Source organism: Bradyrhizobium sp. 191 (assembly GCF_023100985.1).
In the GTDB taxonomy this organism is placed as follows: Bacteria; Pseudomonadota; Alphaproteobacteria; order Rhizobiales; family Xanthobacteraceae; genus Bradyrhizobium; species Bradyrhizobium diversitatis.
In genome coordinates, this window is record NZ_CP064692.1 from 5,109,295 (window position 1) to 5,133,988 (window position 24,694).

At 65.1% G+C, this 24,694-nt stretch carries 24 protein-coding genes; 14 read left to right on the forward strand and 10 right to left on the reverse strand.

All coding sequences use genetic code 11. The annotated features are described in order from the left end of the window. Positions 1 to 239: 239 nt before the first annotated feature. Positions 240 to 566, reverse strand: a complete 327-nt coding sequence (locus IVB23_RS23715) for a hypothetical protein (RefSeq protein ID WP_247800235.1) — start codon at positions 564 to 566, stop codon at positions 240 to 242. On the opposite strand from IVB23_RS23715, the gene IVB23_RS23720 reads away from it, so the two are divergent. From IVB23_RS23720 to IVB23_RS23730, 3 genes are all read left to right on the forward strand, one after another. Continuing rightward, the gene (locus IVB23_RS23720; protein ID WP_247800237.1) at positions 556 to 774 is read left to right on the forward strand and encodes a hypothetical protein; all 219 of its coding nucleotides are present in this window, start codon (positions 556 to 558) and stop codon (positions 772 to 774) included. The genes IVB23_RS23715 and IVB23_RS23720 overlap by 11 nt on opposite strands. Before the next feature lie 129 nt (positions 775 to 903). After that, positions 904 to 1,569, forward strand: coding sequence for a class I SAM-dependent methyltransferase (locus IVB23_RS23725; RefSeq protein WP_061879708.1), 666 nt, complete (start codon positions 904 to 906; stop codon positions 1,567 to 1,569). Between the two features lie 13 nt (positions 1,570 to 1,582). Further along, on the forward strand, positions 1,583 to 2,626 hold the full coding sequence (locus IVB23_RS23730) for a zinc-binding dehydrogenase (protein WP_197966508.1): 1,044 nt from the start codon (positions 1,583 to 1,585) through the stop codon (positions 2,624 to 2,626). Here the strand turns inward: IVB23_RS23730 and IVB23_RS23735 are convergent. Next, positions 2,619 to 3,848, reverse strand: coding sequence for an MFS transporter (locus IVB23_RS23735; protein WP_247804957.1), 1,230 nt, complete (start codon positions 3,846 to 3,848; stop codon positions 2,619 to 2,621). The genes IVB23_RS23730 and IVB23_RS23735 overlap by 8 nt on opposite strands. 155 nt (positions 3,849 to 4,003) lie before the next feature. On the opposite strand from IVB23_RS23735, the gene IVB23_RS23745 reads away from it, so the two are divergent. After that, on the forward strand, positions 4,004 to 4,636 hold the full coding sequence (locus IVB23_RS23745) for a LysR family transcriptional regulator (RefSeq protein WP_276578549.1): 633 nt from the start codon (positions 4,004 to 4,006) through the stop codon (positions 4,634 to 4,636). Positions 4,637 to 4,640: 4 nt separating this feature from the next. Here IVB23_RS23745 and IVB23_RS23750 read toward each other — a convergent pair whose 3' ends face one another. Continuing rightward, a complete protein-coding gene (locus tag IVB23_RS23750) occupies positions 4,641 to 5,504 on the reverse strand; it encodes a LysR family transcriptional regulator (protein ID WP_131871880.1) in 864 nt (287 codons plus the stop codon). Positions 5,505 to 5,602: 98 nt separating this feature from the next. Here IVB23_RS23750 and IVB23_RS23755 point away from each other — a divergent pair, with 98 nt between their 5' ends. The 5 genes from IVB23_RS23755 (at position 5,603) to IVB23_RS23775 (ending at position 13,816) form a co-directional block, all read left to right on the forward strand. Next, positions 5,603 to 6,913: an aspartate aminotransferase family protein gene (locus tag IVB23_RS23755; RefSeq protein WP_247800245.1), complete on the forward strand. Its 1,311-nt coding sequence runs from the start codon at positions 5,603 to 5,605 to the stop codon at positions 6,911 to 6,913. 21 nt (positions 6,914 to 6,934) lie between these two features. Then, the gene (locus IVB23_RS23760; protein WP_061879572.1) at positions 6,935 to 8,545 is read left to right on the forward strand and encodes a gamma-glutamyltransferase; all 1,611 of its coding nucleotides are present in this window, start codon (positions 6,935 to 6,937) and stop codon (positions 8,543 to 8,545) included. Positions 8,546 to 8,732: 187 nt separating this feature from the next. Then, a complete protein-coding gene (locus IVB23_RS23765) occupies positions 8,733 to 10,877 on the forward strand; it encodes an exopolysaccharide transport family protein (RefSeq protein ID WP_247800247.1) in 2,145 nt (714 codons plus the stop codon). Positions 10,878 to 11,041: 164 nt separating this feature from the next. Further along, complete coding sequence (locus IVB23_RS23770; RefSeq protein ID WP_247800249.1) at positions 11,042 to 12,295, forward strand: GGDEF domain-containing protein; 1,254 nt, start codon at positions 11,042 to 11,044, stop codon at positions 12,293 to 12,295. 201 nt (positions 12,296 to 12,496) lie between these two features. After that, positions 12,497 to 13,816 (forward strand): aminotransferase class V-fold PLP-dependent enzyme, encoded by a 1,320-nt coding sequence (locus IVB23_RS23775; RefSeq protein WP_247800251.1) that lies wholly within the window; start codon positions 12,497 to 12,499, stop codon positions 13,814 to 13,816. A gap of 374 nt (positions 13,817 to 14,190) precedes the next feature. Here the strand turns inward: IVB23_RS23775 and IVB23_RS23780 are convergent, their stop codons facing one another. The 4 genes from IVB23_RS23780 to IVB23_RS23795 all read right to left on the reverse strand — a co-directional run bounded on the left by IVB23_RS23780 (position 14,191) and on the right by IVB23_RS23795 (position 17,836). Beyond that, positions 14,191 to 15,264 carry a M48 family metallopeptidase gene (locus tag IVB23_RS23780; protein ID WP_247800253.1) on the reverse strand — a complete coding sequence of 358 codons (1,074 nt, stop codon included), beginning with the start codon at positions 15,262 to 15,264 and terminating at the stop codon, positions 14,191 to 14,193. Positions 15,265 to 15,292: 28 nt separating this feature from the next. Beyond that, the gene (locus IVB23_RS23785) at positions 15,293 to 15,754 is read right to left on the reverse strand and encodes a DUF2846 domain-containing protein (protein WP_247800255.1); all 462 of its coding nucleotides are present in this window, start codon (positions 15,752 to 15,754) and stop codon (positions 15,293 to 15,295) included. A gap of 99 nt (positions 15,755 to 15,853) precedes the next feature. Next, positions 15,854 to 16,876, reverse strand: a complete 1,023-nt coding sequence (locus tag IVB23_RS23790) for an LLM class flavin-dependent oxidoreductase (RefSeq protein ID WP_061879567.1) — start codon at positions 16,874 to 16,876, stop codon at positions 15,854 to 15,856. Positions 16,877 to 16,906: 30 nt separating this feature from the next. Then, positions 16,907 to 17,836: a LysR family transcriptional regulator gene (locus IVB23_RS23795; protein WP_247800256.1), complete on the reverse strand. Its 930-nt coding sequence runs from the start codon at positions 17,834 to 17,836 to the stop codon at positions 16,907 to 16,909. A 103-nt stretch (positions 17,837 to 17,939) separates the two neighbouring features. On the opposite strand from IVB23_RS23795, the gene styA reads away from it, so the two are divergent. Together styA and styB are read left to right on the forward strand one after the other, a co-directional pair. Further along, complete coding sequence (gene styA, locus IVB23_RS23800) at positions 17,940 to 19,190, forward strand: styrene monooxygenase subunit StyA (protein WP_247800257.1); 1,251 nt, start codon at positions 17,940 to 17,942, stop codon at positions 19,188 to 19,190. Positions 19,191 to 19,213: 23 nt separating this feature from the next. Then, complete coding sequence (styB, locus tag IVB23_RS23805; protein ID WP_247800258.1) at positions 19,214 to 19,699, forward strand: styrene monooxygenase NADH-dependent flavin reductase subunit StyB; 486 nt, start codon at positions 19,214 to 19,216, stop codon at positions 19,697 to 19,699. Positions 19,700 to 19,714: 15 nt separating this feature from the next. Here styB and IVB23_RS23810 read toward each other — a convergent pair whose 3' ends face one another. From IVB23_RS23810 to IVB23_RS23820, 3 genes are all read right to left on the reverse strand, one after another. Then, positions 19,715 to 20,398, reverse strand: a complete 684-nt coding sequence (locus IVB23_RS23810; protein WP_247800259.1) for a class I SAM-dependent methyltransferase — start codon at positions 20,396 to 20,398, stop codon at positions 19,715 to 19,717. A 26-nt stretch (positions 20,399 to 20,424) separates the two neighbouring features. Further along, the gene (locus IVB23_RS23815) at positions 20,425 to 20,883 is read right to left on the reverse strand and encodes an Rrf2 family transcriptional regulator (protein WP_197966517.1); all 459 of its coding nucleotides are present in this window, start codon (positions 20,881 to 20,883) and stop codon (positions 20,425 to 20,427) included. A gap of 115 nt (positions 20,884 to 20,998) precedes the next feature. Continuing rightward, positions 20,999 to 21,937, reverse strand: coding sequence for an acetamidase/formamidase family protein (locus tag IVB23_RS23820; protein WP_197966518.1), 939 nt, complete (start codon positions 21,935 to 21,937; stop codon positions 20,999 to 21,001). Positions 21,938 to 22,117: 180 nt separating this feature from the next. Here IVB23_RS23820 and IVB23_RS23825 point away from each other — a divergent pair, with 180 nt between their 5' ends. From IVB23_RS23825 to IVB23_RS23835, 3 genes are all read left to right on the forward strand, one after another. After that, positions 22,118 to 22,510 carry a transposase gene (locus IVB23_RS23825; protein WP_247800260.1) on the forward strand — a complete coding sequence of 131 codons (393 nt, stop codon included), beginning with the start codon at positions 22,118 to 22,120 and terminating at the stop codon, positions 22,508 to 22,510. A gap of 306 nt (positions 22,511 to 22,816) precedes the next feature. Continuing rightward, positions 22,817 to 23,860 (forward strand): ABC transporter substrate-binding protein, encoded by a 1,044-nt coding sequence (locus IVB23_RS23830; protein ID WP_197966520.1) that lies wholly within the window; start codon positions 22,817 to 22,819, stop codon positions 23,858 to 23,860. Then, positions 23,857 to 24,684, forward strand: coding sequence for an ABC transporter ATP-binding protein (locus IVB23_RS23835; RefSeq protein ID WP_239627777.1), 828 nt, complete (start codon positions 23,857 to 23,859; stop codon positions 24,682 to 24,684). Before IVB23_RS23830 ends, IVB23_RS23835 begins: the two co-directional genes overlap by 4 nt. The last annotated feature ends 10 nt before the right edge of the window (positions 24,685 to 24,694 follow it).

A 24,694-nucleotide genomic window follows, 5' to 3' on the forward strand; every position in this document is an offset into this window, starting at 1 on the left:
AAAGAGCCCGGACGGCGCGAACACCGCCCGGCTAACCGCCTGCTTGGAGGCGGCCGGCGTGAAGACCAAAACGCGCGGTGCGCGTATCTATGTCGACGACATATGCCATGACACACTGACTATAGTGATTCATTCCGCTGGAAGCATTGCGGCGAAACCGCACAGCCGCGAACGATGAATCCTCGCCGCAGGCCGTCATTTGACGGCGACCTTTGCTTCAGTTTCTGCAGTTCGGCCCTTCACCGCAGGCCCCGCTCATCGATCAGAATGCGGTGGATCTCGATGCGTTCCGGCAGCTCGATCAGGAATTCCGCGTCGCGCGCGAGATGATGGACCTCGGTCGGCTCGCCCTTGGTGAAGGCCGTCATGGCCTCGATGTCCGGCCAATAGGAGATGGTCGTGAACCAGGTCTCCCCGGCACGGTCCTCGCGCAACTGCTGCACCCCGAGCGCGGTCTTCAACAGCGGCGGAATGCCCTCGGCCTGCAGATAGGCCTGGTAGGCGTCAGCGAGGTCGCGGCGGGTCCGGCCGCGCCAGATGCGGGCGATGGTCGGTTTGGTCGGCATGGTGGCCTCCCTTGCGGCAATGACGAATATCCTGAGCGCGGGATCGGCAATCCCTCTCTTCAGCAAGAACGCGATGTTCGCATTCTGGTTGCATGCGCTTCGACGTCATGTTTCCGGCGGCCGCACCGGGAGCCTGGTGCCGGTCGCCCGCGATCTGCCGCAGCGTCTCCGTGTTCGGCGGCGGATCGGCGGCGCCGCCGCGGCATGATTCGCCGGTCATTGATCTGAAACAATGACGGCGCGCGGGCCAGATGCTAGGGCGAGTCGCAGATCACGGCGCAAGGCTCCCCAGGCCAGTACAAATCAATCTCCGCGCGTGATGGAATCCGAGGGCTCGATGGGACGACTACTGAATATTGTGACGCCGCTGCACACGGCGACCAAGCGCGACTACATGGCCCGCATGAACGACGACAAGATCGCCTGCTCGCTGAAAGCGCGGGAATACGAGGCTGATTACTGGGATGGCGACCGCCGCTTCGGCTATGGCGGCTACCGCTTCATCGAGGGGCGCTGGGCGCCGGTCGCCAAGGCGCTGATCGAGACCTACGGTCTGAAGGATGGGTCGAGCGTGCTCGATGTCGGCTGCGGCAAGGGCTTCCTGCTCTACGAGATGCAGAAGATCCTGCCCGGCTTGAAGGTCGTCGGCTTCGATATCTCCCGGCACGGTCTCGAACATGCGCACGAGCGGGTGAAACCGTACCTCTTCAACTATCGCGCCCAGGACGTCTATCCCTATGGCGACGACAGTTTCGATCTCGTCATCTCGCTGGGCACCCTGCACAATCTAAGGCTGTATGAGCTCGAGGCGGCGGTCAAGGAGATCGAGCGGGTCGGGAAGAACAAGTACATCATGGTCGAGGGCTACCGGAACGTCACGGAGCTGCACAATCTCGAATGCTGGGCGCTGACGGCGGAGTCCATTCTGCATACGTCGGAATGGATCTGGCTGTACGGCAAGCTCGGCTACACCGGCGATTACGAATTCATCTATTTCGAGTGACCGGGCGCTGCTGATGGATATCAAGACTGCCAAGGCGGCAATCCTCGTCGAATCCGGCAAGCCGCTGGTCGTCGACGAGTTCACCCTCCCTGATACGCTCGAGCACGGCCAGGTGCTTGCGCATGTGCACACCTCGAGCATCTGCGGCGCGCAGATCAACGAGATCGACGCCGTCAAAGGCGCCGACAAGTTCCTGCCGCATCTGTTGGGGCACGAGGCGCTGGCGACCATCGTCGAAACCGGCCCCGGCGTCGTCTCCTGCAAGCAGGGCGACACCGTCGTCATGCACTGGCGGCCGGGCAAGGGCATCCAGTCCAACACACCGGTCTATTCCTGGCGCGGCAAGCGCCTCAATGCCGGCTGGGTCACCACCTTCAACGAATATGCCGTGGTGTCGGAGAATCGCGTCACGCCCGTTCCAGCCTCGATCGATCGCACCAGCGCGCCGCTGCTCGGCTGCGCGGTGACAACCGCGCTCGGCGTCGTCAACAACGATGCGCAGATCGCCATCGGCGAAGCCGTCGTGGTGTTCGGCGTCGGCGGCGTCGGATTGAACATCGTGCAATTCGCCGCGATGGTCGGTGCCTGGCCCGTGATCGCGATCGACCGCCTCGACAACAAGCTGGCGATGGCGAAGGATTTCGGCGCCACCCACACCATCAACTCCGAGGCGGTGAAGGATGTGGCCGCCGCGGTTCGCTCCATCACGGGGGCCGACGGACCCGACAAGGTCGTCGAGACCACCGGCGTCAAGACCTTGATCGAGCTTGCCTACGAGATCACGGCGAAGAAAGGCCGCTGCATCCTTGTCGGTGTTCCCCGCGAGAAGGCCGAAATCTACACGCTGCCCCTGCACTTCGAGAAGGTGCTGAAGGGCTCGGAAGGCGGGCAATGCCAGCCCGCGCGCGATATCCCGCGCCTGGTTCGCCTGAGCGATGCCGGCAAGGTGAGCTACCGCGGCATCGTGACCCACGAGTTCGCGCTGGATGACATCAACGACGCGCTGGACCTGATGCGCAGCGGCACATCGGGACGGATCCTGCTCAACATCAGCTGAGCGCTGCGCTCGCCGCGCACGCGCCGGCAGCATGCCGACGCTGGCGCTCCAGCAGCCAGGCTGCGATCGCCATGTTCACGATATTCCAGGCGATGCCGTTGACCAGCGCGGAAGCGTAGGAGCCGGTCCAGTCGTAGATCGCGCCGGCCATCCAGCCTCCCAGCGCCATGCCGGCGAGAGTGACCGAGATGGCGAGGCTGACGCGAAAGCCGGCCTCTCGCGCCGGGAACAGCTCACGGATGATCACGGCATAGCTCGGCACGATGCCGCCCTGCGCCAGGCCGAAAACAGCGGAAATCACGTAAAGCGAGACCAGGCCGTCGAACGGCAGATAGAGCGCGAGCGCCAGGGTCTGCATCGCCGAGCCCAGCAGCAAGGTCGGCAGGCCGCCGATGAGGTTCAACACCCAGCCGAAGATCAGCCGGCTCGCGACGCCAAAGCCGAGCATGACCGCCAGCATCTCGGCGCCGCGCGCAGGGCCGTAGCCGAGGTCGCCGCAATAGGCGACCAGGTGCACCTGCGGCATCGACATGGCGACGCAGCAGCACATCCCGGCAAGGGCGAGCAGACCCTGCGTGGCACCGGGAGACAGGCCTATGGCCTGCATCGTGTCACCGCTGCTCGCCGCTACGGGCGTCATCTTGTGGAAGACCGGCCGCCGCAGCAGAACCAGGGAGAGCGGCAACATCGTCGCGAGGCAGAACAGGCCAATGCCGACATGGGTCTGCCGCCAGCCGACCGCCGCGATGGCATGCTGGACGACGGGCGGCCAGACCACTCCGGCCAGGGAGCTGCCGGCCGTCGCCAGGGAAACGGCGAGGCCGCGATGCCTATCGAACCACAGCGAGGCGTCGGCCACCAGGGGCGCGAAGCTCGCCGCGCCGCCGAGGCCGATCGTGAGGCCGCAGATCAGCGCGAAGACCGACAGGTTGGGCGCGAAGGCCGTGAGCACGTAGCCGAGGCTCATCAGGATCGTGCCGCCGGCCAGGGGCGGCAGAATGCCGAAGCGATCCGCCAGGCGGCCGACGACGATGCCGCCGATCATGAAGCCGATGATGGCGAGCGTGTAGGGCAAGGTCGCCTCGGCGCGAGGCGCATCGAAATCGGCCTGCACCGCCGGCAAGGCGACGACCAGGGACCACATCCCGACGCAGCCCAATGTGCTGAGGATGATGGAGGCGGCGAGACGAATCCAGGAATAGGAGTTTTCGATCGACGGCATGTCAGGCGGCACTGCGGCAGGTTTCCTCGGGCTGCTTGGAGGTTGGCCCCGGGGTATCGCCCGCCGTCAGCGGCGACAAAGCAGGATTTCTCTTTTGTCGAGCGAACGAAACTCATGCATCTTCCCGAACCTTCCTGCATCGTCCGGAGCCGGCCATGACGTATCTGCTGCCGCCACTCAATGCCCTGCGCGCCTTCGAGGCCGCGGCCCGCCATCTCAGCTTCAAGCAGGCCGCTCACGAGCTGCACGTCACGGCGGGCGCCGTCAGCCAGCAAGTCCGCCTGCTGGAGGAGCGGCTGGGCGTGCAGCTGTTCGAGCGACGGACACGGCAGATCATCCTGACGTCCGGCGGCGAAACCTATCTGGCGCAGGTGCGCCAGGCGTTTCGCTGCCTCGCCGAGGCCACTGCCGAGCTCAAGCCCGAGGGCGTCACCAGCCTGCTGCATATCGGGCTCCACGCGAGCTTTGCCGTCGATGGGTTGCGGGCGCGCCTTTCGCGGCTCCGCCGAGCCCAGCCCCAGCTCGCCGTTCGCATCAGCCAGCCGGCTGGGCTGCACGAACTGCTCGAAGGCAAGGTCGACGTCGTGATCGCCGACCGGGTGCAGCGCCATCCAGGCTACAGGTGCGAGCCTCTGGACCGCGGCTTCCTGATCGGCCCGCTCGGCACCGCCGATTGTCCGGAGATCGAGACGTTGCGGTCCTGCCTGCTTGGCCACGTCGAGCTCGGGCCTCCGGCCAAAACCAAGACGCCGTCGCCGCCCAAGGACGCGAACATCGAGGTGCAATAGGTCACTAATCGATCTCCGCCTTGGTCTTCAGTCCGGGCAACACGGTGCGGACGTGCTCGGCCAGCGTCGTCGCCAGCAGCGAGGGCCTCGCCTCCGAGAATTCGAGCGCGATGCCGATGGTCGGAAGCAGGGGCAGTCCGGCCGAGACGACGTGAAGATCGAACGGAACGGCGGTTCGTGTCAGGACGCTGATCGCATGACCGGACCGCGCGATCGCGATCAGGCCGGCGAGGCTGTTGCTCGCGTAGGCGACCCTGTAGCGCCGATTGACCGCCTCCATCGCGGCGCAGGCGGCGCGATAGTCCAGGCTCATCGGCGCCGCCAGCGCCAGCGGCAGCACATCCTGAGTCAGTATTTTCGGTTCGGCCTCGTTCGCGACCCAGACGAAGCGCTCCTCGCGTATCACCTCGCGCGCTCCGGCATCGGACAGCGAGACCAGCGCCATGTCGATCTGGCGCCGTACCAGCATCGGGCGCAGCTCGGAGGTCGGTGCGCAGACCATGCGCAGCTCGACATTGGGATGCAGCGCGCAGAACCCCTTCAGCAGCGCCGGCAGGAAAGCGATCGAATAGTCCTCGGGGCAGCCGAGGCTCAGGGTCCCCTTGAGACTCTCGCCGCTCATGTCGGCGAGAATCTCGTCGTGCTGCGCCAGCAGCGTCTCGGCGTGGGCGAGCAGTTTCTCGCCGGCCGCGGTCAGCCTCATGCCCGATCCGCTGCGGTGAAACAGTGGCTGCGTGATCGTCTGTTCCAGCCGTTGCATCTGCATGCTGAGCGCGGACTGTGTCCGGCCAATCTGCAAGGCCGCCAGGCTGATCGAGCCGGTGCGGGCCACGACGACGAAATTCCTCAGAAGGGTGAGATCCAGCATCGACATCAGGAAGATTGATATCCAGTTTGAATTATATCAATTAGCCTGAAGTCAAATTCTTGACTAGAGGTCGGACGTCCCAAGCGCAGGTGGCTGTCATGACCTTGAATGCCGATCCCGATTTCTGGGCGTCCGCCAACACGCATCTGACCCGCTACGGGCCGAGTTTCGAACCCGTCATCATCGAGCGTGCGGCCGGCAGTTTCGTGTACGACGCCGATGGACGCGCCATCCTCGATTTCACCTCGGGTCAGATGAGTGCCGTGCTGGGGCACACGCATCCCGATATCGTCGCCACCGTCGCGCGGCAAATGGGTGCGGTCGCTCATCTCTTCAGCGGCATGCTCTCGCGTCCGGTCGTGGCACTGGCCGAGCGTCTCGCTGCGCTTGCGCCCGGTCTCGACCGCGTGCAGCTGCTGACGACAGGCGCGGAAGCCAATGAAGCGGCGATCCGGATGGCCAAGCTCGTCACCGGCAGGCACGAAATCGTCGCCTTCGCGCAAAGCTGGCACGGCATGACCGGCGCGGCGGCGTCGGCGACCTACAGCGCGGGCCGGCGCGGTTATGGGCCGGCCGCGGTCGGATCGTTCGTCATTCCCGCGCCGAACGCCTATCGGCCGCGCTTCAGGAACGTCGACGGCAGCAACGACTGGCAGACCGAGCTGGACGATGCGTTCGCACTGATCGACAGCCAGTCGACCGGTAATCTGGCGGCCTTCATCGCCGAGCCGATCCTCTCCAGCGGCGGCATTCTGGAACTGCCGCTCGGCTATCTCGCAGCCTTGAAGCAAAAATGCGAGCAGCGCGGCATGCTGCTGATCCTCGACGAAGCTCAGACCGGAATCGGCCGCACCGGGCACATGTTTGCCTTCGAGCGTGATGGCGTGGTGCCTGATATTCTCACGCTGTCGAAGACGCTCGGCGCCGGTCTGCCGCTCGCCGCGGTCATGACGACAAAGGCCATCGAGCAGACTGCGTTCGAGCGCGGCTTCCTGTTCTACACCACGCATGTCTCCGATCCCTTGCCCGCCGCGATCGGCGTCACGGTGCTCGACGTGGTCGCGCGCGACGGCTTAGTGGCGCAGGCAACCGCCAGGGGCAACAGGCTCCGGGATGGATTGCTGTCGCTGCAGCAAAAGTTCGAATGCGTCGGCGACGTCAGAGGCCGCGGGCTTCTGCTCGGTCTCGAAATCGTCGTCGACCGACAGTCCAAGACGCCGGGGTTTGAACTCGGCGCGCGGATCATGGAGGAGACCATGCGTCGCGGTCTCAGCATGAACATCGTCAAATTGCCCAGCATGGGCGGCGTATTCCGCATCGCGCCGCCGCTCACAGTGTCCGAGGCCGAAATCGATCGCGGTCTCGAGATCATGTCGGAGGCGATCCAGGCTGCTGCGACGACGCACTGACCGGCGGAAGGCCTTTTCCGGATGCAACTCGCCAGGACATATGGGCGTCCGACGCTGTTCTCGCGGCACGGCATGGTCGCCGCCGCGCATCCGCTCGCGGCACAGGCCGGTGCACGAATCCTGATGCAGGGCGGCAATGCGTTCGATGCGGCCGTCGCCACGGCGGCCGCCCTCAACGTGGTCGAGCCGTTCATGTCGGGGCTTGCCGGGTTCGGACTGGCCACGATCTGGGTGGCGATCGAGCAGCGCATTCGCGTGCTCGACTTCGCTCCGCCGATGCCCGCAAGCTTCCCGGTCGGCAGATACACCAGTAGATTCGAGCTCGAGCGCGGTCCGCAGGCGGCCTCGACGCCCGGCAATCTCGCGGGCTGGTGCGAGCTGCTCTCGCGCTATGGACGCAAATCGCTTCCAGACGTCTTTGCGCCGGCGATCACGCTGGCGCGCGACGGCTTCGCGCTCTCGGACTTCGGTGTTGATGAGATCAACGAGCAGGTGCCGCTGCTCGAACCCTGGCCGGAGCTGCACGCCGCACTGGTCAGGAACTATCTCCCGGATGGAATGCCGGTGAAGCTCGGCAGCATCGTCGCGCAGCCCGATCTCGCGCAGACTCTTGCCGAGATCTCCGAATCGGGGCCCGAGTACCTGTATGGCGGCAAGCTCGGCCGGCGGATCGTGGACTATCTCGCCACACTCGGCGGCAGCCTGACGCTGGACGATGTCATCGCCGTCAAGCCGCATTGGTTCGATCCCCTGACCGTGTCCTATCGGGGGCTCGAGCTTCACGTCCCGGCGCAGCAATGCGGCGGCTTCCAGTTCGCCCTGACCCTCAAGATCCTTGAAGGCTTCGACCTCGGGCGTCTGCCGAAGGACGGCGCCGATCATCTCGATACGGTCTATCGCGCGATCCGTCTCGCCGCCGGCGAGCGCATCGCCCGTGGCAATCCGGGACCGGATCAAGCCGCTGGAGCAATGTCCGATGCGACGATCGCGCGGCTTCGCCAGCGTGTGAGCGACGGCCGGCCGATCACGGGCCCGACAGAGCAATGGATGCCGCAGGATCGTGCCGATCCCGGCCACACCACCTCGTTCTCGATCGCCGACGCCGAAGGCAATCTGGTCTGCATTACGCAAAGTCTCGGCAGCCCGTTCGGCAGCGGCGTCGTGGTGCCGGGGACCGGCGTTTGCCTCAACAATCATCTGCATTGGGCCGACGTGCAGCCGGGAAGCCCGAACCTCGCCAGGCCGGGCGACGCGTTGCCGGTGACGATGGCACCGTCGATTGCGACGCGCGGCAGCCGTCCGGTGCTCGCGCTGGGGACGCCCGGCAGCTACGGCATCCCGCAAACCCAGGCCCAGGCTTATGTGCAGCACGTCGAGTTCGGCCTTCCGCTGCAGCAGGCGATCGAGGCGCCGCGTTCACGGCTGTGGGACGGCCGCTTCATTCAGGCAGAGAACCGCATCGCGCCGGAGACCATCGCCGAACTGAAGCGCCGCGGCCACGAGATCGAGATTTTGGACACCGGATGGACCATGCTCTGCGGAGGCATGCAGGCCGTCGTGCTCGATCCGGTAACCGGCGTGATGACGGGGGCCGCCGATCCGAGGCGGGACGGGTATGTCATCGGCTTGTGAGCGGTCGCACATCGAGGCGGGTGCGGGCAGACGCCGCCGATACGTTCCGCGGCCTGAATGGCTGGCCGCGTCTCGTTAACGAATCGTTCACCGCCCAAGGCCAGCCCAGCCGTAACCGCCGGTTAACCATGGATATTTACGGTGCGGCAAGCCTCCAGGCCTGTCAGTTGATTTCGAGTCCAACCCCATGGCGTTCGGTCGAAGCGCATCTCCGCGAAGCATCGCCCCGACGGAGCAAGCGGCTTCGTGGGAAGCGCCGCGGGCTGCGAAGGCGAAGCCTGACGGCGTCTCGCCTGGCATGACCATGGGATCGCTGACCGTCTTCGGTACACTCTCCTTTCTGCGCGAGAACGGCCGGCGCATTCTGACGCTGGCCGCGGCGCTGTTCGTCCTCGGCATCGTCGTCCTGGTGGTTCTTCCGGTCCGCTACGCCGCGACGGCCCTGGTCGTGCTCGATCCCCGCGAGTTGCGCGTGACCTCGGATCAGGAGGTGCTGCCGGGTATCGGCCAGGATGCCGCGGCGCTTCAGAGCCAGATCGAGATCGCAAAATCCGACGGTTTCCTCCGTCCCCTGATCGAGCAGCTCAAGATCGCGGACGACGAGGATGTCGCCGGCGGTTACACCGACATGACGCGCTTGCTCGAAAGATTCCGCAACCGCCTCGAGATCACCCGGCGCGGGCTCACTTACGTCATTGCGATTTCCTTCACCTCGAACCGCCCCGAGCGGGCCGCTTACTACGCCAATGCGATCGCCGAGGCATTCGTTGCCAGCCAGGGCCGCGTTCGCACCGAGGCAACCGACGAGGCCGCCGACTGGCTCAAGGACCGGTTGAAGACGCTGAACGAGCGCCTGCGCAGCTCGGAAGATGCCGTTGCCGCCTTCCGCCTCGAGCACAACATCGTCAATGCCGGCAAGGAATCCACCACGCAGCAATTGCGGGTGACCGATCTGACCCAGCAGGTCTCCGCCGCCCGCGCGCGCACCGAGGAGGCCAAGGCGCGCTACGAGCAGGTGCAACGCGACCTCAAGGCCAATGTCGAAGGGCCGGTGAAGCAGGATCTGCTGAGCATGCTGCGCGCGCAGCGCTCGACCTTGAATGACCAGATCGCGCAGAAGAAGGCGGTGTATGGCGATCGCCATCCCGACCTCGCGATCTCCTACAGCCAGCTCGCCGACATCAACCGGCAGATCGAGATCGAGCGGAAGAAGAACATCGACACGGCCAAGTCCGAATATGAGGCCCAGCGCGAGCAGCAGAACGCGCTGGAGAAGCAGCTCAAGGCCGTCGAGACGAAGATGCTGGTCGATGGCCAGGCTCTCGTCAAGCTGCAGGAGCTGCAGCGCGACGCCGACGCCAACAGGAACATCTACGAGCAGTTCCTGTCGAGGTTCAAGACGACCAGCGAGCAGCGTCAGCTGCAGGCGTCCCAGACCAAGGTCGCCTCGATCGCCATTCCGCCGGTGCGCTCGACGCGTCCGCCGCTCGCCCTGCTGCTCGCGGCGCTGGCGATCGGCTCGCTGTTGACGTCGACCGGCGCCGTTGCGGTGATGACGAGCGTGTCCGCCGACGAGCCCGCGTCCGTTCAGGCGCCAGCATCTGTGAACGCGGAGGAGGCGCCCAACCGGCAAGTCCAGCCACCGCCCGCCGCCGTGCCCCGGGCCGAGCCGATGCCCAGCCTTCCTGTCTGGGTTCGTATCCCCGAGCTGGCATCCGGAGCCGGGATCAGCACCGTCTGGCAAAAACCGGTTGCCACCTCGGCCGAGCTCGATGTCGGCACCCATCTGCGGCCGCTGCTCGAACGCATCGACCGTGTGCCGGTGCGCGGCTGCAAGGTCGCGCTGGTGTTGTCGGTCGGCAAAAGCGCCGGCGGCAACACGGTTGCGCGCTCCCTCAATCGCGCCGCCGTGAATCGGGGCATGATGAGCGTGCTGATCCGGCTCCAGCCGGAATTCGCAAGTCACCAGCCGCCGGTGACCGAATGGCACGACGGTTCGACCACGGCGGGCCTTCAATCGATCGAGGAACTGCTGAGCGCCGGCCGAAAGCCCGATGCGCGGCCCGAGGACGACATTCGTTCGGAGTTCGACCTGATCATCGTCCACGCCGGCAATCTCGCCTTGCAGCCCGACGCCATCGCCCTGGCCGCGCATGCGGACCTGATCGTCCTGGTGGCGCGCGCCGGCGAGCTCGGTTCAGCCGCGATGCGCAGGGTAACCGCGGCGCTGTCAAAACATGCGGCGGTGCCGACCGGCCTCGTCGTCAATCATGTGCCCGCCGGCTCAGTGGCGCCTCAGCCCGAGGGTGGCGCATTGGGCCTTGCGGTTTGACGACGACGGCGTTTGCGCCGTGGTCTGCTGGTCGCGGCGATGCTGCCGGCTGCCAGACTGTGACGTAGCTCGGCGTCACCACGGCCGTTACCACTGCGTTTACCAATCATCGCAAGCAAATCGTAGCGGCGGCTTGGTATAGCGCCGGCGACAGGGTGAGAACCATGCCGCTGCTCTATGTCCCGACGATCTATGTGCTGATGCTGGCAGTCATGGTGCTGCTCGGCGCGCTGACGTTTTTCGCGTGGCTGCAAAATCGCACGGTTCGCGCCCTTGCCTGGTGGGGTGGCGCCGTGCTGGTCATGGCAGCCGCGCTTGGCCTGCTCTGCCTGCGCGGCGTGATCCCGGATGTCTACTCGGTCGATCTCGCCTACGCCGTCCTGTTCACGGCCTGCGCTCTGATGCTGGAGGGGGCGCGTTGCTTCGAAGGCCGGCGGGCGAGCCCGTTTCTCCTGCTCGCCGGCGCTGTGACATGGATCGCAGTCTGCCAGGTCCCGGCGCTGTACGAGTCCGCCACGGCGCGCATGATCGTCGTCTCGGCGGCCATGGGCTTCTATTCGCTCGGCTGCGCCTACGTGCTGTGGACCGGCCGCGCGGAGCCGCTGCTGTCGCGATGGCCGCTGATCGTGCTGACCGCGCTCGGCGGCGGCCTGTTTCTCGTGCGCATTCCGCTCGCCGTTGCGCATCCGCTCGCCGCGGCGCCGGTCACGAGCTTCGAGGCGCTGCAGTCGTTCTGGTTCGCGATCGTAAGCACGTTTACCCTGCTCTTCATCATCGCCATCAGCTATCTGTTTCTTGCGCTCACCAAGGAGCGGAGCGAGCTCGTGCACAAGCGCGCCTCGATGACGGACGCGTTGACCGGTCTCGCCAACCGCCGCGCCTTCCTGGAATTCGGCGAGCGATGCCTGAAAGCGCCCGCAAACGGGACGATCGCGTTCCTGCTGTTCGATCTCGACTTGTTCAAATCGATCAACGACACCCATGGCCATGCGATGGGCGACCGCGTGCTGCGCTTGTTCGCGCAGACACTGTCCGCCAATCTGCCGCGAGGCGGCGTTGCGGGCCGGCTCGGCGGCGAGGAGTTCGCCGCGATCCTCAAGGGGCCTGACCGGCAGGCGGCGATCGCTGCCGCCGAGCGCGTCCGCGAGAGCTTCGCGGCGGCCGCGCGTGTCATGGACGGTGTTGCGGTCGCAGCCACGGTCAGCGTCGGCCTCGCACACGCGGATAGCGAGCCCGCCGGCATCGAGGCCTTATGCGAGCGCGCCGACAAGGCGCTTTACGCGGCGAAGGCGCTTGGCCGCAATCGGGTCGAGAGCGCGGTGGACGAGCTCGTTCCGCTCGTGCCGGACGCGTCTGCAGACCGTCTGATTCCGCCTTCTCAAGACGCGCGAGCCGCAACGAAGCAGGCGGCAGCCTGATCCTGCAATCTGCTTTGCTCGATCATCGCATTGTCATGATCCGGTCATCTCAGCTGCATGGTCCGTTGCTTTTTTCCCGGCGCGCCAGAGCCTCTTCGGGTCCGATGATATCGAAACCGAGCTCTGGATTGCTGCTTGACGCGCTCTCTTGACGCGGAGCCGGACGTCACGTCGCTCGAGAACGCTCTGGGGAGAGTCGACATGCAACTGATCAAGACGATTTCGGCCGACCGCCGGCTGGTCCTCAAGGGCCTCGCGGCGGCAGCCGTGGTGCCGCTTGCGGCACCGGCGATGGCGGCTGAAGGCCTTCCGGCGCGGCCGACCGGCTCAATGGCCGCTGTCGCCATCGACAAGGCCTATTGGGCGGCTGTGAAGGGGCTCTATGCCGTCACGCCTGATGTCGTCAATCTCGAGAACGGCTATTGGGGCATCATGGCCGAGCCTGTCAGGCGCGAGTTCATCCGCCAGTCCGACATGGTCAATTATCAGAACACCTATTACGCGCGGCTGCGTGCGGGGACGGATTTCGAGGCCGTGCGCACCAAGGTGGCGGAGGCGGTCGGCGCGCTGCCCGAGGAGATCGCGCTGACCCGCGGCGCCACCGAAGCGCTTCAGCTCCTCATCGGCGGCTACAACCGGCTGAAGCCGGGCGACGGCGTGCTCTATGCCGATCTCGACTATGATTCGATGCAGTATGCGATGAACGCGCTGAAGGCGCGCCGCGGCGTCGATGTGGTCAAGTTCGACGTGCCGGAGCCCGCCACCCGCCAGGCGGTGCTCGACGCCTATGCCCGTGCGATCGAGGCGAACCCGAAGACGAGGCTTCTGCTCCTGACCCATGTCGGCCACCGCACCGGCTTCGTCATGCCGGTCGCCGAGATCGCCCGCATGGCGAAGGCCAAGGGCATCGACGTCATCGTCGACGCCGCCCATTCCTGGGGACAGATCGACTTCCGGGTGGGCGAGCTCGAGGCCGATTTCGTCGGGTTCAATCTGCACAAATGGATCGGCGCCCCGCTCGGCGTCGGCTTCCTCTACATCAGGAAGGACCGCCTTGCGGCCATCGATCGCGACATGGGCGACGAGGATTTTCCGGAGAGCGGCATCCGCTCGCGGGTGCATACCGGCACGGTCAATTTCGCCACGATGCTGACGGTGCCCACGGCCGTGGTGCTGCATCAAGAGATCGGCGCGGCGGCCAAGCAGGCCCGCCTGCGCCATTTGCGCGACTACTGGGTGAGCCGCGTCCGCGGATTCAAGGACATCGAGATTCTGACGCCCGATGAAGCCGGCTCATATGGCGCGATCACGTCCTTCCGCCTCGCCGGCAAGACCAGCAAGGTCGACAACGAGGGCATCGTGGTGAAGCTCCGCGACAGCTACAGGATCATGACGGTGCGCCGCGCCGGCGTCGCCAAAGGCCAGTGCATCCGTGTGACGCCCGCCCTCTACACTGACGAGGCCGACCTCGACCGCCTCGTCGAGGCGCTGGCCGTCATCACGGGGACGAAGACGGGGTGAGGGTGGGGGAGGGGCAGGGCTATCGCATGTGAGGTAGCTTGCGGCACGATAGTCCCCACATCGTCATGGCCGGGCTTGTCCCGGCCATCCACGCCTCGCCACGCCGCACCGGGAACGTGGATGCCCGGGACAAGCCCGGGCGTGACGATCTTTTGTGTGAGAGGCCAAATGTGATTCCTCTGGGGCATATCGCCTCGCCAACCACCGCCACCAGCGGCGCCCGCGGGGTCTTCTGCGTCTTCTTCACGAACGCACGCACGACGCCAGGCTGATACAGCTCGCAGACATGAAATGTCGAACGATCGGCATCAGGCGCCATCGGGCAATGAAGCAACTGGACATGCATGACGGCCGCTCATCCACAGCCCGCACATTCATCTGCCGACGCTGACCCACTCCTGGACCTTCTTCCGCCATTCCTCATCGAATCGGCAGGTGAGTTCGTTGGCGGCGTCCGGTGAGAGAAGCTGGTCGACTGCGGAGGCTTGTACCTCGCCGATGTCAGGTATGTCGGTGTACCCGAGGTTCGCCAGCCGCTGGCCAAAAGGCGGATGTGTCGAATCGGGATCGTGCTCGCGGCTCAGACTGGCGACGGCGGCGGTCATGGGTCCGGGCGCTCTTATCGCTGCGATCTGATCTAAGATTCGCGCGAACGGTGGTAATGGCGCCTTGATCGCGCCGAGCACTTCCTTCTGCAGCGGGGCGAATACGAGATCGGTCAGACGTGCTCCACAAACCTCCATCATCACCAGCGCGCGTGCCATCTCCTCGCGTCCAACTTGCTCGGCCGCTTCGACATCGGCGGCAAGCTCGTTCTCCCGTGACAACGCGCGGTATTCCTTCTCGAGCCTTTCGAGCAGAGAATGGAGGAGGATGCGGACAGTATATCCGGTAACGGTGTGCTCCGGATCGGCATAGAAGAAAACGTTCTCCGCGGCCGCCATGAAATCCGCGAGGTTGGTGCATCCCGAGGTGTGCCGAAGCCGGGCGTGCGCGACTTCATGAGCGATAACGGCACGAACCGCCCGCTGATCCAGGATCATCAACAATGGCAGACCAACGGTCATCGTGACATGCTGCCCGAACAATCCGGCATACCGGCTTTCTTCCGAGATCGAAGCGTTGAAATCGGTGTCGACCCGCAGAGTGCGGTTCGATCCGACAAAGCTGCGATCGAGCTGCTTCCATACCGCCCAGAGCCCCGGGGCAGTCTCTTCGTCGGCTTCGAAGCTGCGATGCTTGCGCGAAGGTAGGAACAGCAGCCCAATTGCGAGTGCCATCGCGGCCATGAAGATCGTGAACACAATCGGTGCGGTGGCCAGCGCCGCAATCGTGTACCGGTCCATGATCATCAGCCAGATGGCGAGAATCGTGCAAGCCAGCGCGACGACGGGGAGGATCGCATAGCGGCCAAGGCGCAAGATGATTTGCAGGATAAGGCGTTTCATCCGCGTTTCGGCAACGGAGCGCCTCAGATCATGCCTTGCCACATGAGCTGTTGCTCTGATGCAAGCTGGCGACGTCGGCACGGCCCTGGCTCTCCGTGACCTGGATCAACGTAATTGCACCGGGAGTGACGATTCCCATCTGCGGTTGGGCAGAGAGGTAGGTGGTGCTGCCGGCACGCAGATCGAGGCTCACCTTCTCGCTTCCTTGCCCGAACAGGTTGCTGCTCAGCGGAAGATTGTTGACTGTAACCTCGTGGCGGCCCGGAGGCAGCTCGCAGGCGACGAACCCCGCAGCCTGGCTGCCGCCAATGACGCGTCCATCGACCGCATAGCTTGGCTGGACTGCGAAACCCATGGCGGACGAGCGATAGACCACCAGCCGTGCGGTTTTTGCATTGACGTTATCTGTCAGAGCCGCGCTGCCCATCGGCCCTGACGCACACCCCGCAAGCAAGAAAGCCGCAACGAAGATCCCCGGACGCAAGCCCATCCCCAACCCCTGATTCAGTCCAACAGTCCCCAAGGGATCATTGGCGGGGGTGGTGCACGAAGTCAATCGCGACGTCTGGTCGTGCCGCGCCGGTCCATGTCACCGCCACCCCAACGCCGGCGCCACGTGCGTCAGGATCGCCTCGATCGCATGCGCGCAGTAATCGACACCGAGCTGGTTCGGGATCGTCAGCAGCAAGGTATCCGCCTCCGCGATCGCCTCGTCCTGGCGGAGTTGCTCGATCAGCACATCCGGCTCGGCGGCATAGGAGCGGCCGAAGATGGCCCGGGTCTGCGGGTCGATGAAGCCGATCTGGTCTTCGCCGCCGCGCTCGCCGCCGAAATAGGCGCGGTCGCGGTCGTCCATCAATGCGAAGATGCTGCGGCTGACGGACACGCGCGGCTCTCGGGTGTGGCCGGCCTCTTTCCATGCCGCGCGAAAGCTTCGGATCTGAGCAGCCTGCTGCACATGGAAAGCTTCGCCGGTCTCGTCGTTCTTCAGCGTCGAGCTCTGCAGGTTCATGCCGAGCTTCGCCGCCCACACCGCGGTCGCGTTCGAGCCGGCGCCCCACCAGATGCGTTCGCGCAGGCCCTGCGCATGCGGCTCCAGGCGCAACAGGCCCGGCGGGTTCGGAAACATCGGCTGCGGATTGGGCTGGGCAAAACCTTCGCCGCGGAGCAGGTCGAGAAAGACCTCGGCATGGCGCCGGCCCATGTCGGCATCGCTCTGGCCCTCGGCCGGCTGATAGCCGAAATAGCGCCAGCCGTCGATCACCTGCTCCGGCGAGCCGCGGCTGATGCCGAGCTGCAGCCGGCCGCCGGCGATGAGGTCGGCGCTACCAGCGTCCTCCACCATGTAGAGCGGGTTCTCATAGCGCATGTCGATCACGGCCGTGCCGATCTCGATCCTGCTGGTCCTGGCGCCGACGGCCGCGAGCAGCGGGAAGGGCGAGGCCAGCTGCCGCGCGAAGTGATGCACGCGGAAATAGGCGCCGTCTGCCCCTAACTGTTCGGCCGCAACGGCAAGCTCGATCGATTGCAGCAGCGTGTCGCCGGCGGAGCGGGTCTGCGATTGCGGCGAGGGCGTCCAGTGCCCGAAGGAGAGGAATCCGATCTTTTTCATGGGCGTCATTTAATGACGCACGGGACGGCGTCAACCATCTGCACGGATGCCGGTGCTCTGCGGCCAGGACATTGCGAAATGTTCGGCGCGCTCCACGAGGAGATCCAGGAAGGTTCGCGCGCGTGGCGACATCCACTGCGTCTCCGGATAGACCGCATGCAGCGGTAGCGCCGCGATCGTGTAGTCCGGCAGCAGATGCTCGAGCTCGCCGCTGCGAAGGCCGTCCGCAGCATTCCAATCGGGCAGGACGGCGATGCCGAGATGATGCATCGTCGCCTCCTGCATCGCGTCGGCATCGTCGACATGAATCGGTCCGTTGATGGACGCGACGTGACGGCCATGCTCGGATTCGAAGGCCCATTGATGCGCCGGCGACATCCTGGAATAGACGATGCACTGGTGCGCGCCGAGATCGTCGGGCGTCCGCGGCATTGGGCGGCCGTGCAGATAGGTCGGTGTCGCGACCAGGTAGCGCTGCACGGTGCCGAGCCGGCGGGCGACCAGCGTGCTCGCCTCCAGGTTTCCGATCCTCAGGGCAATTTCGATGCCTTCCTCCACCAGATTGACGAACCGCTCGCTGAAGCGGATGTCGACCCGAACCTCAGGATAGTGACGCACATATTCGGCGATGACGGGCATCATATAGCGCCGCCCGAACGACGACGGCACGCCGATCCGCAGCGTGCCTGTCGGGCGGGGCGCGGCGTGCTCGACGCTCGACCGCGCCATCTCGAAATTGTCGAGGATCTGGCGCGCGAGATCGTAGATCCGGTGCGCCTCGGCCGTCGGCTTGAGCGTGCGCGTCGTGCGCGAGAACAGCTGCGTGCCGAACTCGCTCTCCAGCATCGCGATGCGCTTGCTGATCGCGGGCTGGCCAATGCCGAGCTCCTTGGCCGCCGCCGAGAAGCTGCCGCCCTCGAGGGTGCGAACGAAAGCGCGGAGGCAATCGATCCGGTCCATAATTCATTCCGATCCGGAATAAATGATATCCCATATATTCCGTAGTGCGCAACAGGTCCGGCCGCTAGGCTCCCTCAAAACAAAGCAATCGGGAGGGAGTCACGTGGCACGCCATATCGGAATTGTCGGCGCCGGCATCGCCGGCCTGCATCTCGCGCTCTACCTGCAAAAACATGGCGTGGACGCCACGGTCATCACCGATCGGCCGCCCGAGGACTACCGCAACATCCGGCTGCTCAACACCGTCGCGCATCACCACGTGACGCTCGCACGCGAGGACTATCTCGGCGTCAATCACTGGCCCGATCCGAAGGACCATTACTACTACCACGACCACGTCTTCAATTTCCCGCAGCCGCTGCGCTTTCGCGGCGATTTCTCCAAGCCGAGCCGCGCGGTCGATTACCGGATCTATCTTCCCGCCCTGATGCAGGACTTCACGACGCGCGGCGGCAGGCTCGAATATCGCCGCATCGAGGAGCGCGACATCCGTCCGCTGGTCTCGCGCTTCGACCTCTTGGTCGTCTCCACCGGCAAGGGGCCGCTCGGCCAGCTCTTCACTTATCGTCCTGAGCACACGCCCTATTCGCAGCCGCAGCGGCGGCTGTGCGTCGGGCTCTACAGCGGCGTGCGGCAGCCCGATCCCATGAACGTCACGCTTTCGGTCGCGCCCGGGCATGGCGAAATGATCGTGATCCCGACCATTACCTTCGGCGGGATTGCCAACGCGCTGCTGATGGAGAACGTCCCGGGTGGCGACATGGAGGAGCTGGCGACGCTCAGCTACGACGACAACCCGAAGCACTTCCTGAAGGTATTGCTGGGCAAGCTGGAGAAGCACCACCCGACCACCTACGACCGCATCGATACCGCGCGCTTCGATCTCGCGCAGCCGCAGGATCTGCTGCAAGGCGGCGTCGTTCCGACCGTCCGCAACACGGTGGTCGAATTCGACGACGGCAAATGCGCGATCGCGCTCGGCGACGTCCATGCGATCGTCGATCCCATGATGGGCCAGGGCGCCAATGTCGCCTCCTATGCGGCCTTCGTGCTCGGCGAGGAGATCGTCAACGCCGATGCGCTGGACGCGCGCCTCTGCGAGAAGATCGACCTGAAGCGGCAGGACCGCGTGCTGGCGGCCTCGCGCTGGACCAATGTGATGCTGCAGCCGCCGACGGAAGCGCTGGGCATGCTGATCGGCGCGATGAGCCAGAATCCGGCGCTGGCGAACGAGTTCACGGAGAATTTCAACTATCCGGACCGGCAGTGGGACCGCATCTCCACGCCGCGGCGCATCCAGGCCTGGATCGAGCGCATGTCGGCGCCGCCTGAGCCCGTCAGGGCGATTGCTTGAAATCGATGCGAGCGGAGACTGACATGCCCCGCGTCAATCCCGCCTCGTTCCGCGAGGCCGCGTCGCGCTTTGCGACCGGCGTCGCCGTGCTGACCGCGTTGGACGAGCACGGCTCTGTCTGTGGCATGACCGCGAACAGTTTCGTCACCGTCAGCCTTTCGCCACCAACCGTGCTGGTTTCCGTCATGCCCGGCCGTATGCACCGCGCGATCTCGGCGACCGGACGTTATTGCGTCAACGTCCTGCCGGATCACGGCCGGGATCTGTCGCGGCATTTCGCGAGCCAGCCGAACACCGGCGCGGCACCGCATTACGAGATCGTCGACGGCCTGCCGCGCCTGTCCGGCTGCATGGCCTGGTTCGCCTGCGAGGTCACACGGCACGTCGAGGTCAGCGACCACACGCTCATCATCGCTGAAGTCTCGGGCTGCGACCACCGCGACTCCACGCCGCTGGTGTTCTTCTCGAGTCGATATCATCTCGGCCCCGGCGTGCCGGTCGATCGGTGACGGAGCCGTGGCGCCTCAGGCGTAGGCCACCCAGCCGCGGAAGGCGAAGCCGGTGTAGAACAGGGTGGGGTCGGAGAAGCCGGCCTCGCGCAGAATAGCCTCATCCTGCGCGGGCGCGAGGATCTGCAGATGGTTGCTGACGGCATCCCGCGCAGCCGCCGCCTGGTCCGGCTCGACGCCGGATGCGGCCAGGAACGCGGAATAGCGCGACAGCCACAGCGGGCGTTCCGCCTCGCCATGGGGCGCGCTCAGGTGCGCGACCACGAAAGGCGCGCGGGGCTTGAGGCGGCGGCGCACCTCAGAGGCGATGCGGCGCCGCTCTTCGACGTCGACGAAGTGCAGGGTCAACAGGCAGGTGGCACCGTCGAACGGCCCCTCCGGGGCATCGTCGATATAGCCCTGATGAAAGCGTGCGCGTGGTGCGAGTTCGCCCAGAGTCTGGCCGGCGAGCGCCAGCATCGCCGCGGACGGGTCGACGCCGTCGAAGCTCCAGGCGGGGTGCGCTTGCGCAAAGGCCTTGAGCTCGAGGCCGCCGCCGGCGCCGAGGACGAGCACCCGCGCATCGCCGGGGACGCGTTCGGCCAGGAGAATCGCCGCCATCGACTGCATGGCGTCATAGCCCGGCACGAAGCGCCGCGGCCCCTCCGTGTATCTCGCCACGAATTGCGGATCGGAGAATGCGGCTTGAATGTCGGTCATGATGGTGTCCCCGTGAATGGAGCCATTCACGCGCGATGCGCGCTGATATCGTGGATCTTTCGAGACCCGAGCCGCTTGCGCAGGTCCTCGCCCAACATCGCCAGCGTGACCTCGCCGAGCCGCGACAGCAGCAGTGCCTCGGCATCGCGAAAGGCCTGATCGAGCGCGGCATTGACGGCCTGCTCGACCAGGCAGCCCGGCGCCTCGGTCCGGTTGCCCATGGCCAGCAGCGAGGGACTGCCGAGCGCCATGTAGACGTCGCGAAGCGTCACCTTCGAGAGGTCGCAGGCAAGCCGCCAGCCGCCGCCATGCCCCTTCTCGGAGCGGACGTAACCGAGATCGCGAAGCCCCGCCATGATGCGCCGGATCACCACGGGATTCGTGGTCATGGCTTTCGCCAGCGTCTCGGATGTGAACGGCCCGGGCTGCTGCGCCATGTGCAGCAGGACGTGGAGCACGCCGGATAAACGGGAATCGCGTTTCATGTAACGTCATATGTTACATGATAGCGTTGATGTCAAGCGCTGACCGTGCCGCGCCGGCGGACCGGTGAGGCTTGTACGCCGAGAAGGATATTGTGACGTCTTTCGCGCCAGCCCGCTAAAGAAGCGCCTTCGGCAACAGCATATGGATGCCCTTGTTGCCGTCGACGAGTTGCGTGACGCGCAGATTGCCGGCCAGCGAACACAACATGTAGGCCTCGTTGCGCGTTCGGTTCGTCCGTGCGCAGACATGCTTGACCATTTCCCGGACCGCTTGCTTGGCGGCATCGTCGAGATCCTCGTCGAGGCCGATCGACATGAGATGTGTCGCGCTCTCGGCAAAGGGCCATTTGATATCCATGTCCTTGCGCACGGTCAGGCGGAACGTCCCGGTCACGCCGGTCTCGAGCGCGGTAATGCAGACTTCGCCGTCGCCCTGCACGCCGTGGCCGTCGCCGGCGAAGAACAATGCGCCCTCGTTGAACACCGGCAGATACAGCGTCGTGCCGGCCCGCAGCTCCTTGTTGTCCATGTTGCCGCCGAACGCGCGCGGAACGGGGGAGCCGCAGCGGCCCCAACTCGGTGGCGGGGCAGTGGCGATGATGCCGAAAAAGGGAGCGAGTGGGATCTCAGTGCCCCACGGCATGATGCAGACGTCGCGCTTGCGGTCGATCCTGGGATGGATCGTTTCATAATCCGTGAACTCGTCCGGCAGCGTTCCGAGCAGAGGAAGGACCGACACGAAGCCCCAGTCCTGGCGCACCTTCACGTCGAGGATGTCGACCTGGAGCGTATCGCCGACATTGGCACCGCGCACATAGACGGGCCCGGTAATGAAATGAGGCCCCGGCCCGGGCTGCATGGTATCCAGGGCGAGCAGATAGTCTTTGGGGACCAACGACCGATCGTCCGGCAGCGTCTCCTTTCCTCCGGCCGGGAAGCTGTGCAGTGTCACGCTGTCGCCGGAATTGACCTCGAGGACAGGCGGCGTGTTGCAGTCCAAATAGCCCCACACCATGTTTTCGGGCGTGGCGGGTATCTCGTGGCGGCGCTGCATTGGACAACTCCAGGCGTAGCGGTTCGGCATTTTGGGCTCCAAGAGCAATCCGCCCCGGATCGCCACGGCTGCGATCGGCAAAATCGTCCTCGGATATTCTAGGCGCCGGCAATCCTTCGGCTATACTGACCTCAGGCCCAGCGCGGGGCCGGCGTTCGAGCCTCTGCAAATGACGGGCCGATGGAGAGAACGATGAGGCGATCCCGATTCACCGAGAATGAGATCATTCATCTCCTCGCCGAGGCGAGTTCCGGGGTGTCCATTGCAGAAATCTGCAAGGCCGCCGGCATCACAGAACGTACCTTCTACCGGTGGCGTCGCAACTTCGGCACGCTCGATGTTCCCGCCGTCCAGCGGATGAACGATCTGAAATCGGAGAATCTGCGTTTGCGAGGGCTGGTCAATAATCTCTTCGAACTTCTGCGCAAGGCGGATGGTGGCGTCAGGCAGGACGGGGTTCCTTTGCAGTCCGCGGCGCCGCCGCGCGAGCCGACCCGGGCGAGCCGCATCGCGGCCGAAAAATGCGGAGGGGCCCTGACTGGCCGCTTCTCCTCGGTGCGCGTCAATCCGTAGTCGCGTGCGGCCGTCGCGGACGGCATGGCTATACGCTGCGCGGCCTGCAAATTTTTTATGCAGTCAAAATGTCAGAAATGACGAAAACCATTCGCGCGCGGTGCTGAATTCGGCAGCGCGATGATGCGGCGGGCAGCAAAGCCGCGTCTTCAGGCCATGCACCGGCACTCTGCGTCAATGGCGTGACATATTGACGGGCCGCGCCAAATCGCAAGCAAATCGCGTCGCTTATTTCGGCTTGATGCGGAGCAGTCGGCGCCTAGTCTTTGGGCTGCCTGTCAGCATTTCCCTGGAGAAGTCAGCGCCATGACCGACCGTGTTCGTCCTGCTGCGTCGAGCAGCCGCGCGCTCAGCCGCCGCGCCTTTCTTGCCGCCTCGTCCGTTGTCGCCGCTGGAATCGGCGCCGCGCCGTTGCTCGGATCCCGCATTGCCTCCGCCGCCGAGCTCAAGACCGTTCGCTTCAGCGAGGCCGTGCACAATCTGGGCTACATCAACCTCTACGTCGGCATGCATGCCGGCATCTTCAAGAAGAACGGTCTCGACATGAAGGTGACCGCCGCCGGCGGCGACACCCAGACCTTTGCGGCGGTGCTCGGCGGCTCCGCGGATTTCGCGATTGGCGATGCGACCATGGCGCAGATCTCTCGCGAGAACGGCGGCCCCGGCGTCGTGGTCGGTACGGTCGTGCAGCGCGCGCACTATTTTGGGGTGTCCAAGACGCTCAAGCCGATCACCGACCCGAAGGAGTTCAAGGGTCTCAAGATCGTCACGTCGCCCGAGCCCAACACCAATTTCAGCGTTACCAAGCGGATGCTGGAGAAGGCCGGCCTGAAGCTGGGCACCGACGCCACGATCGTTCCGGTCAATCCCGGCACCGAGATCGCGGCGATGCTGGCCGGGCAGGCCGACATGGCGGTCGCCTATCAGCCGAGCGTCGCCGCCGCGGAGGCTCAAGGCGCCAAGGTCGTGTTCGACTTCTCGAACTATGTCGGGCCGTTCTGCAATACCGGCATCATGGTGCTGCCCTCGACGCTCCAGAAGGACCCTGCCATGGTGCAGGCGCTGGTCACCTCCTTCGAGGAGGCCTCGCGCAAGACCTACGCCGATCCCGCCTTCGCCAAGGAAGTCGCCCGCAAGGAATTCCCCGATCTTCCCGGCGACGTCGTCGACAAGGCGATCGACGCCGAGCTGAAATATCTCATCCCGGCGCAATCGGTCATTACCAAGCAGGATCAGTGGAAGAACCTGATGGACATGCAGATCTACCTCGGCAACGCCAAGGGATCAGTCCCGTTCGATCAGATCATCGACAACTCGTTTGCCGAAAAGGCGATTGCCAGCCTGAAATGAGCGTTGAGGCTGCCACACACGCAAGGCCTGGCGAGGGCGAGGCCGTGAACGGCACTGCTCTCCCGCTCGTCGTCGAGCATGTCGCAAAGGGCTACGACCTCAACGGGCAGGTCGTGCCGGTGATTGCCGATCTCAGCCTCACGCTGCGCAAGGGTGAGATCGTAAGCATTGTCGGTCCCTCCGGTTGCGGCAAGACCACATTGCTCAACACGCTCTGTGGTCTGCTGGCGCCCGATGCCGGCCGCATCCGCTGGCACGGCCGGCAGGTCGTTGGTCAGCCTCAGAACGTCGGCTACATGCTTCAGAAGGACCTCCTGTTCCCGTGGCGCACGGCGCTCGCCAACACCATGCTCGGCCTGGAGATCCGGGGTGTTCCTGCTGCCGAGGCCGAAGACCGCAGCCGGGCCATGCTCGACCAGCTTGGACTGCATGGGTTCGCAGACCACTATCCCGCGACGTTGTCGGGCGGTATGCGGCAGCGGGTCGCGTTGGCGCGCACGCTGGTGAATGACCCGGACGTGCTGCTCCTGGACGAGCCGTTCGCCGCACTCGATTTTCAGACCAAGCTGCTCATCGAGAGTGACATGGTCAGTCTGGTCCGCAAAGGCGGGCGCTCGATGTTGCTCATCACCCATGACATCGAGGAGGCGGTTTCGATCGCGGATCGCGTCATCGTGCTGACGCGGCGGCCGACTGCGGTGAAGGCGGCTTACGAGATCGAACTCGGCTCCGATCGCGCCGACGTCATCTCGCTGCGCGAAAACCCGGATTTCAGCCGCTACGTCCGGCGCATCTGGGCCGATCTCGACGTTGCGATCCAATGACGACGGATAT

Excerpts from the sequence above, each read along its gene's own strand:
- IVB23_RS23755 (WP_247800245.1), top strand. The coding sequence starts at position 5,603 with ATGACCTTGAATGCCGATCCCGATTTCTGGGCGTCCGCCAACACGCAT.
- IVB23_RS23750 (WP_131871880.1), bottom strand. The coding sequence starts at position 5,504 with ATGCTGGATCTCACCCTTCTGAGGAATTTCGTCGTCGTGGCCCGCACC.
- IVB23_RS23730 (WP_197966508.1), top strand. The coding sequence starts at position 1,583 with ATGGATATCAAGACTGCCAAGGCGGCAATCCTCGTCGAATCCGGCAAG.
- IVB23_RS23790 (WP_061879567.1), bottom strand. The coding sequence starts at position 16,876 with ATGAAAAAGATCGGATTCCTCTCCTTCGGGCACTGGACGCCCTCGCCG.
- IVB23_RS23810 (WP_247800259.1), bottom strand. The coding sequence starts at position 20,398 with ATGACCGACATTCAAGCCGCATTCTCCGATCCGCAATTCGTGGCGAGA.
- IVB23_RS23825 (WP_247800260.1), top strand. The coding sequence starts at position 22,118 with ATGGAGAGAACGATGAGGCGATCCCGATTCACCGAGAATGAGATCATT.
- IVB23_RS23830 (WP_197966520.1), top strand. The coding sequence starts at position 22,817 with ATGACCGACCGTGTTCGTCCTGCTGCGTCGAGCAGCCGCGCGCTCAGC.
- IVB23_RS23795 (WP_247800256.1), bottom strand. The coding sequence starts at position 17,836 with ATGGACCGGATCGATTGCCTCCGCGCTTTCGTTCGCACCCTCGAGGGC.
- IVB23_RS23815 (WP_197966517.1), bottom strand. The coding sequence starts at position 20,883 with ATGAAACGCGATTCCCGTTTATCCGGCGTGCTCCACGTCCTGCTGCAC.
- IVB23_RS23770 (WP_247800249.1), top strand. The coding sequence starts at position 11,042 with ATGCCGCTGCTCTATGTCCCGACGATCTATGTGCTGATGCTGGCAGTC.
- IVB23_RS23820 (WP_197966518.1), bottom strand. The coding sequence starts at position 21,937 with ATGCAGCGCCGCCACGAGATACCCGCCACGCCCGAAAACATGGTGTGG.
- IVB23_RS23715 (WP_247800235.1), bottom strand. The coding sequence starts at position 566 with ATGCCGACCAAACCGACCATCGCCCGCATCTGGCGCGGCCGGACCCGC.
- IVB23_RS23785 (WP_247800255.1), bottom strand. The coding sequence starts at position 15,754 with ATGGGCTTGCGTCCGGGGATCTTCGTTGCGGCTTTCTTGCTTGCGGGG.
- IVB23_RS23760 (WP_061879572.1), top strand. The coding sequence starts at position 6,935 with ATGCAACTCGCCAGGACATATGGGCGTCCGACGCTGTTCTCGCGGCAC.
- IVB23_RS23780 (WP_247800253.1), bottom strand. The coding sequence starts at position 15,264 with ATGAAACGCCTTATCCTGCAAATCATCTTGCGCCTTGGCCGCTATGCG.
- IVB23_RS23835 (WP_239627777.1), top strand. The coding sequence starts at position 23,857 with ATGAGCGTTGAGGCTGCCACACACGCAAGGCCTGGCGAGGGCGAGGCC.
- IVB23_RS23735 (WP_247804957.1), bottom strand. The coding sequence starts at position 3,848 with ATGCCGTCGATCGAAAACTCCTATTCCTGGATTCGTCTCGCCGCCTCC.
- IVB23_RS23775 (WP_247800251.1), top strand. The coding sequence starts at position 12,497 with ATGCAACTGATCAAGACGATTTCGGCCGACCGCCGGCTGGTCCTCAAG.
- IVB23_RS23745 (WP_276578549.1), top strand. The coding sequence starts at position 4,004 with ATGACGTATCTGCTGCCGCCACTCAATGCCCTGCGCGCCTTCGAGGCC.
- styB (WP_247800258.1), top strand. The coding sequence starts at position 19,214 with ATGCCCCGCGTCAATCCCGCCTCGTTCCGCGAGGCCGCGTCGCGCTTT.
- IVB23_RS23765 (WP_247800247.1), top strand. The coding sequence starts at position 8,733 with ATGGCGTTCGGTCGAAGCGCATCTCCGCGAAGCATCGCCCCGACGGAG.
- IVB23_RS23725 (WP_061879708.1), top strand. The coding sequence starts at position 904 with ATGGGACGACTACTGAATATTGTGACGCCGCTGCACACGGCGACCAAG.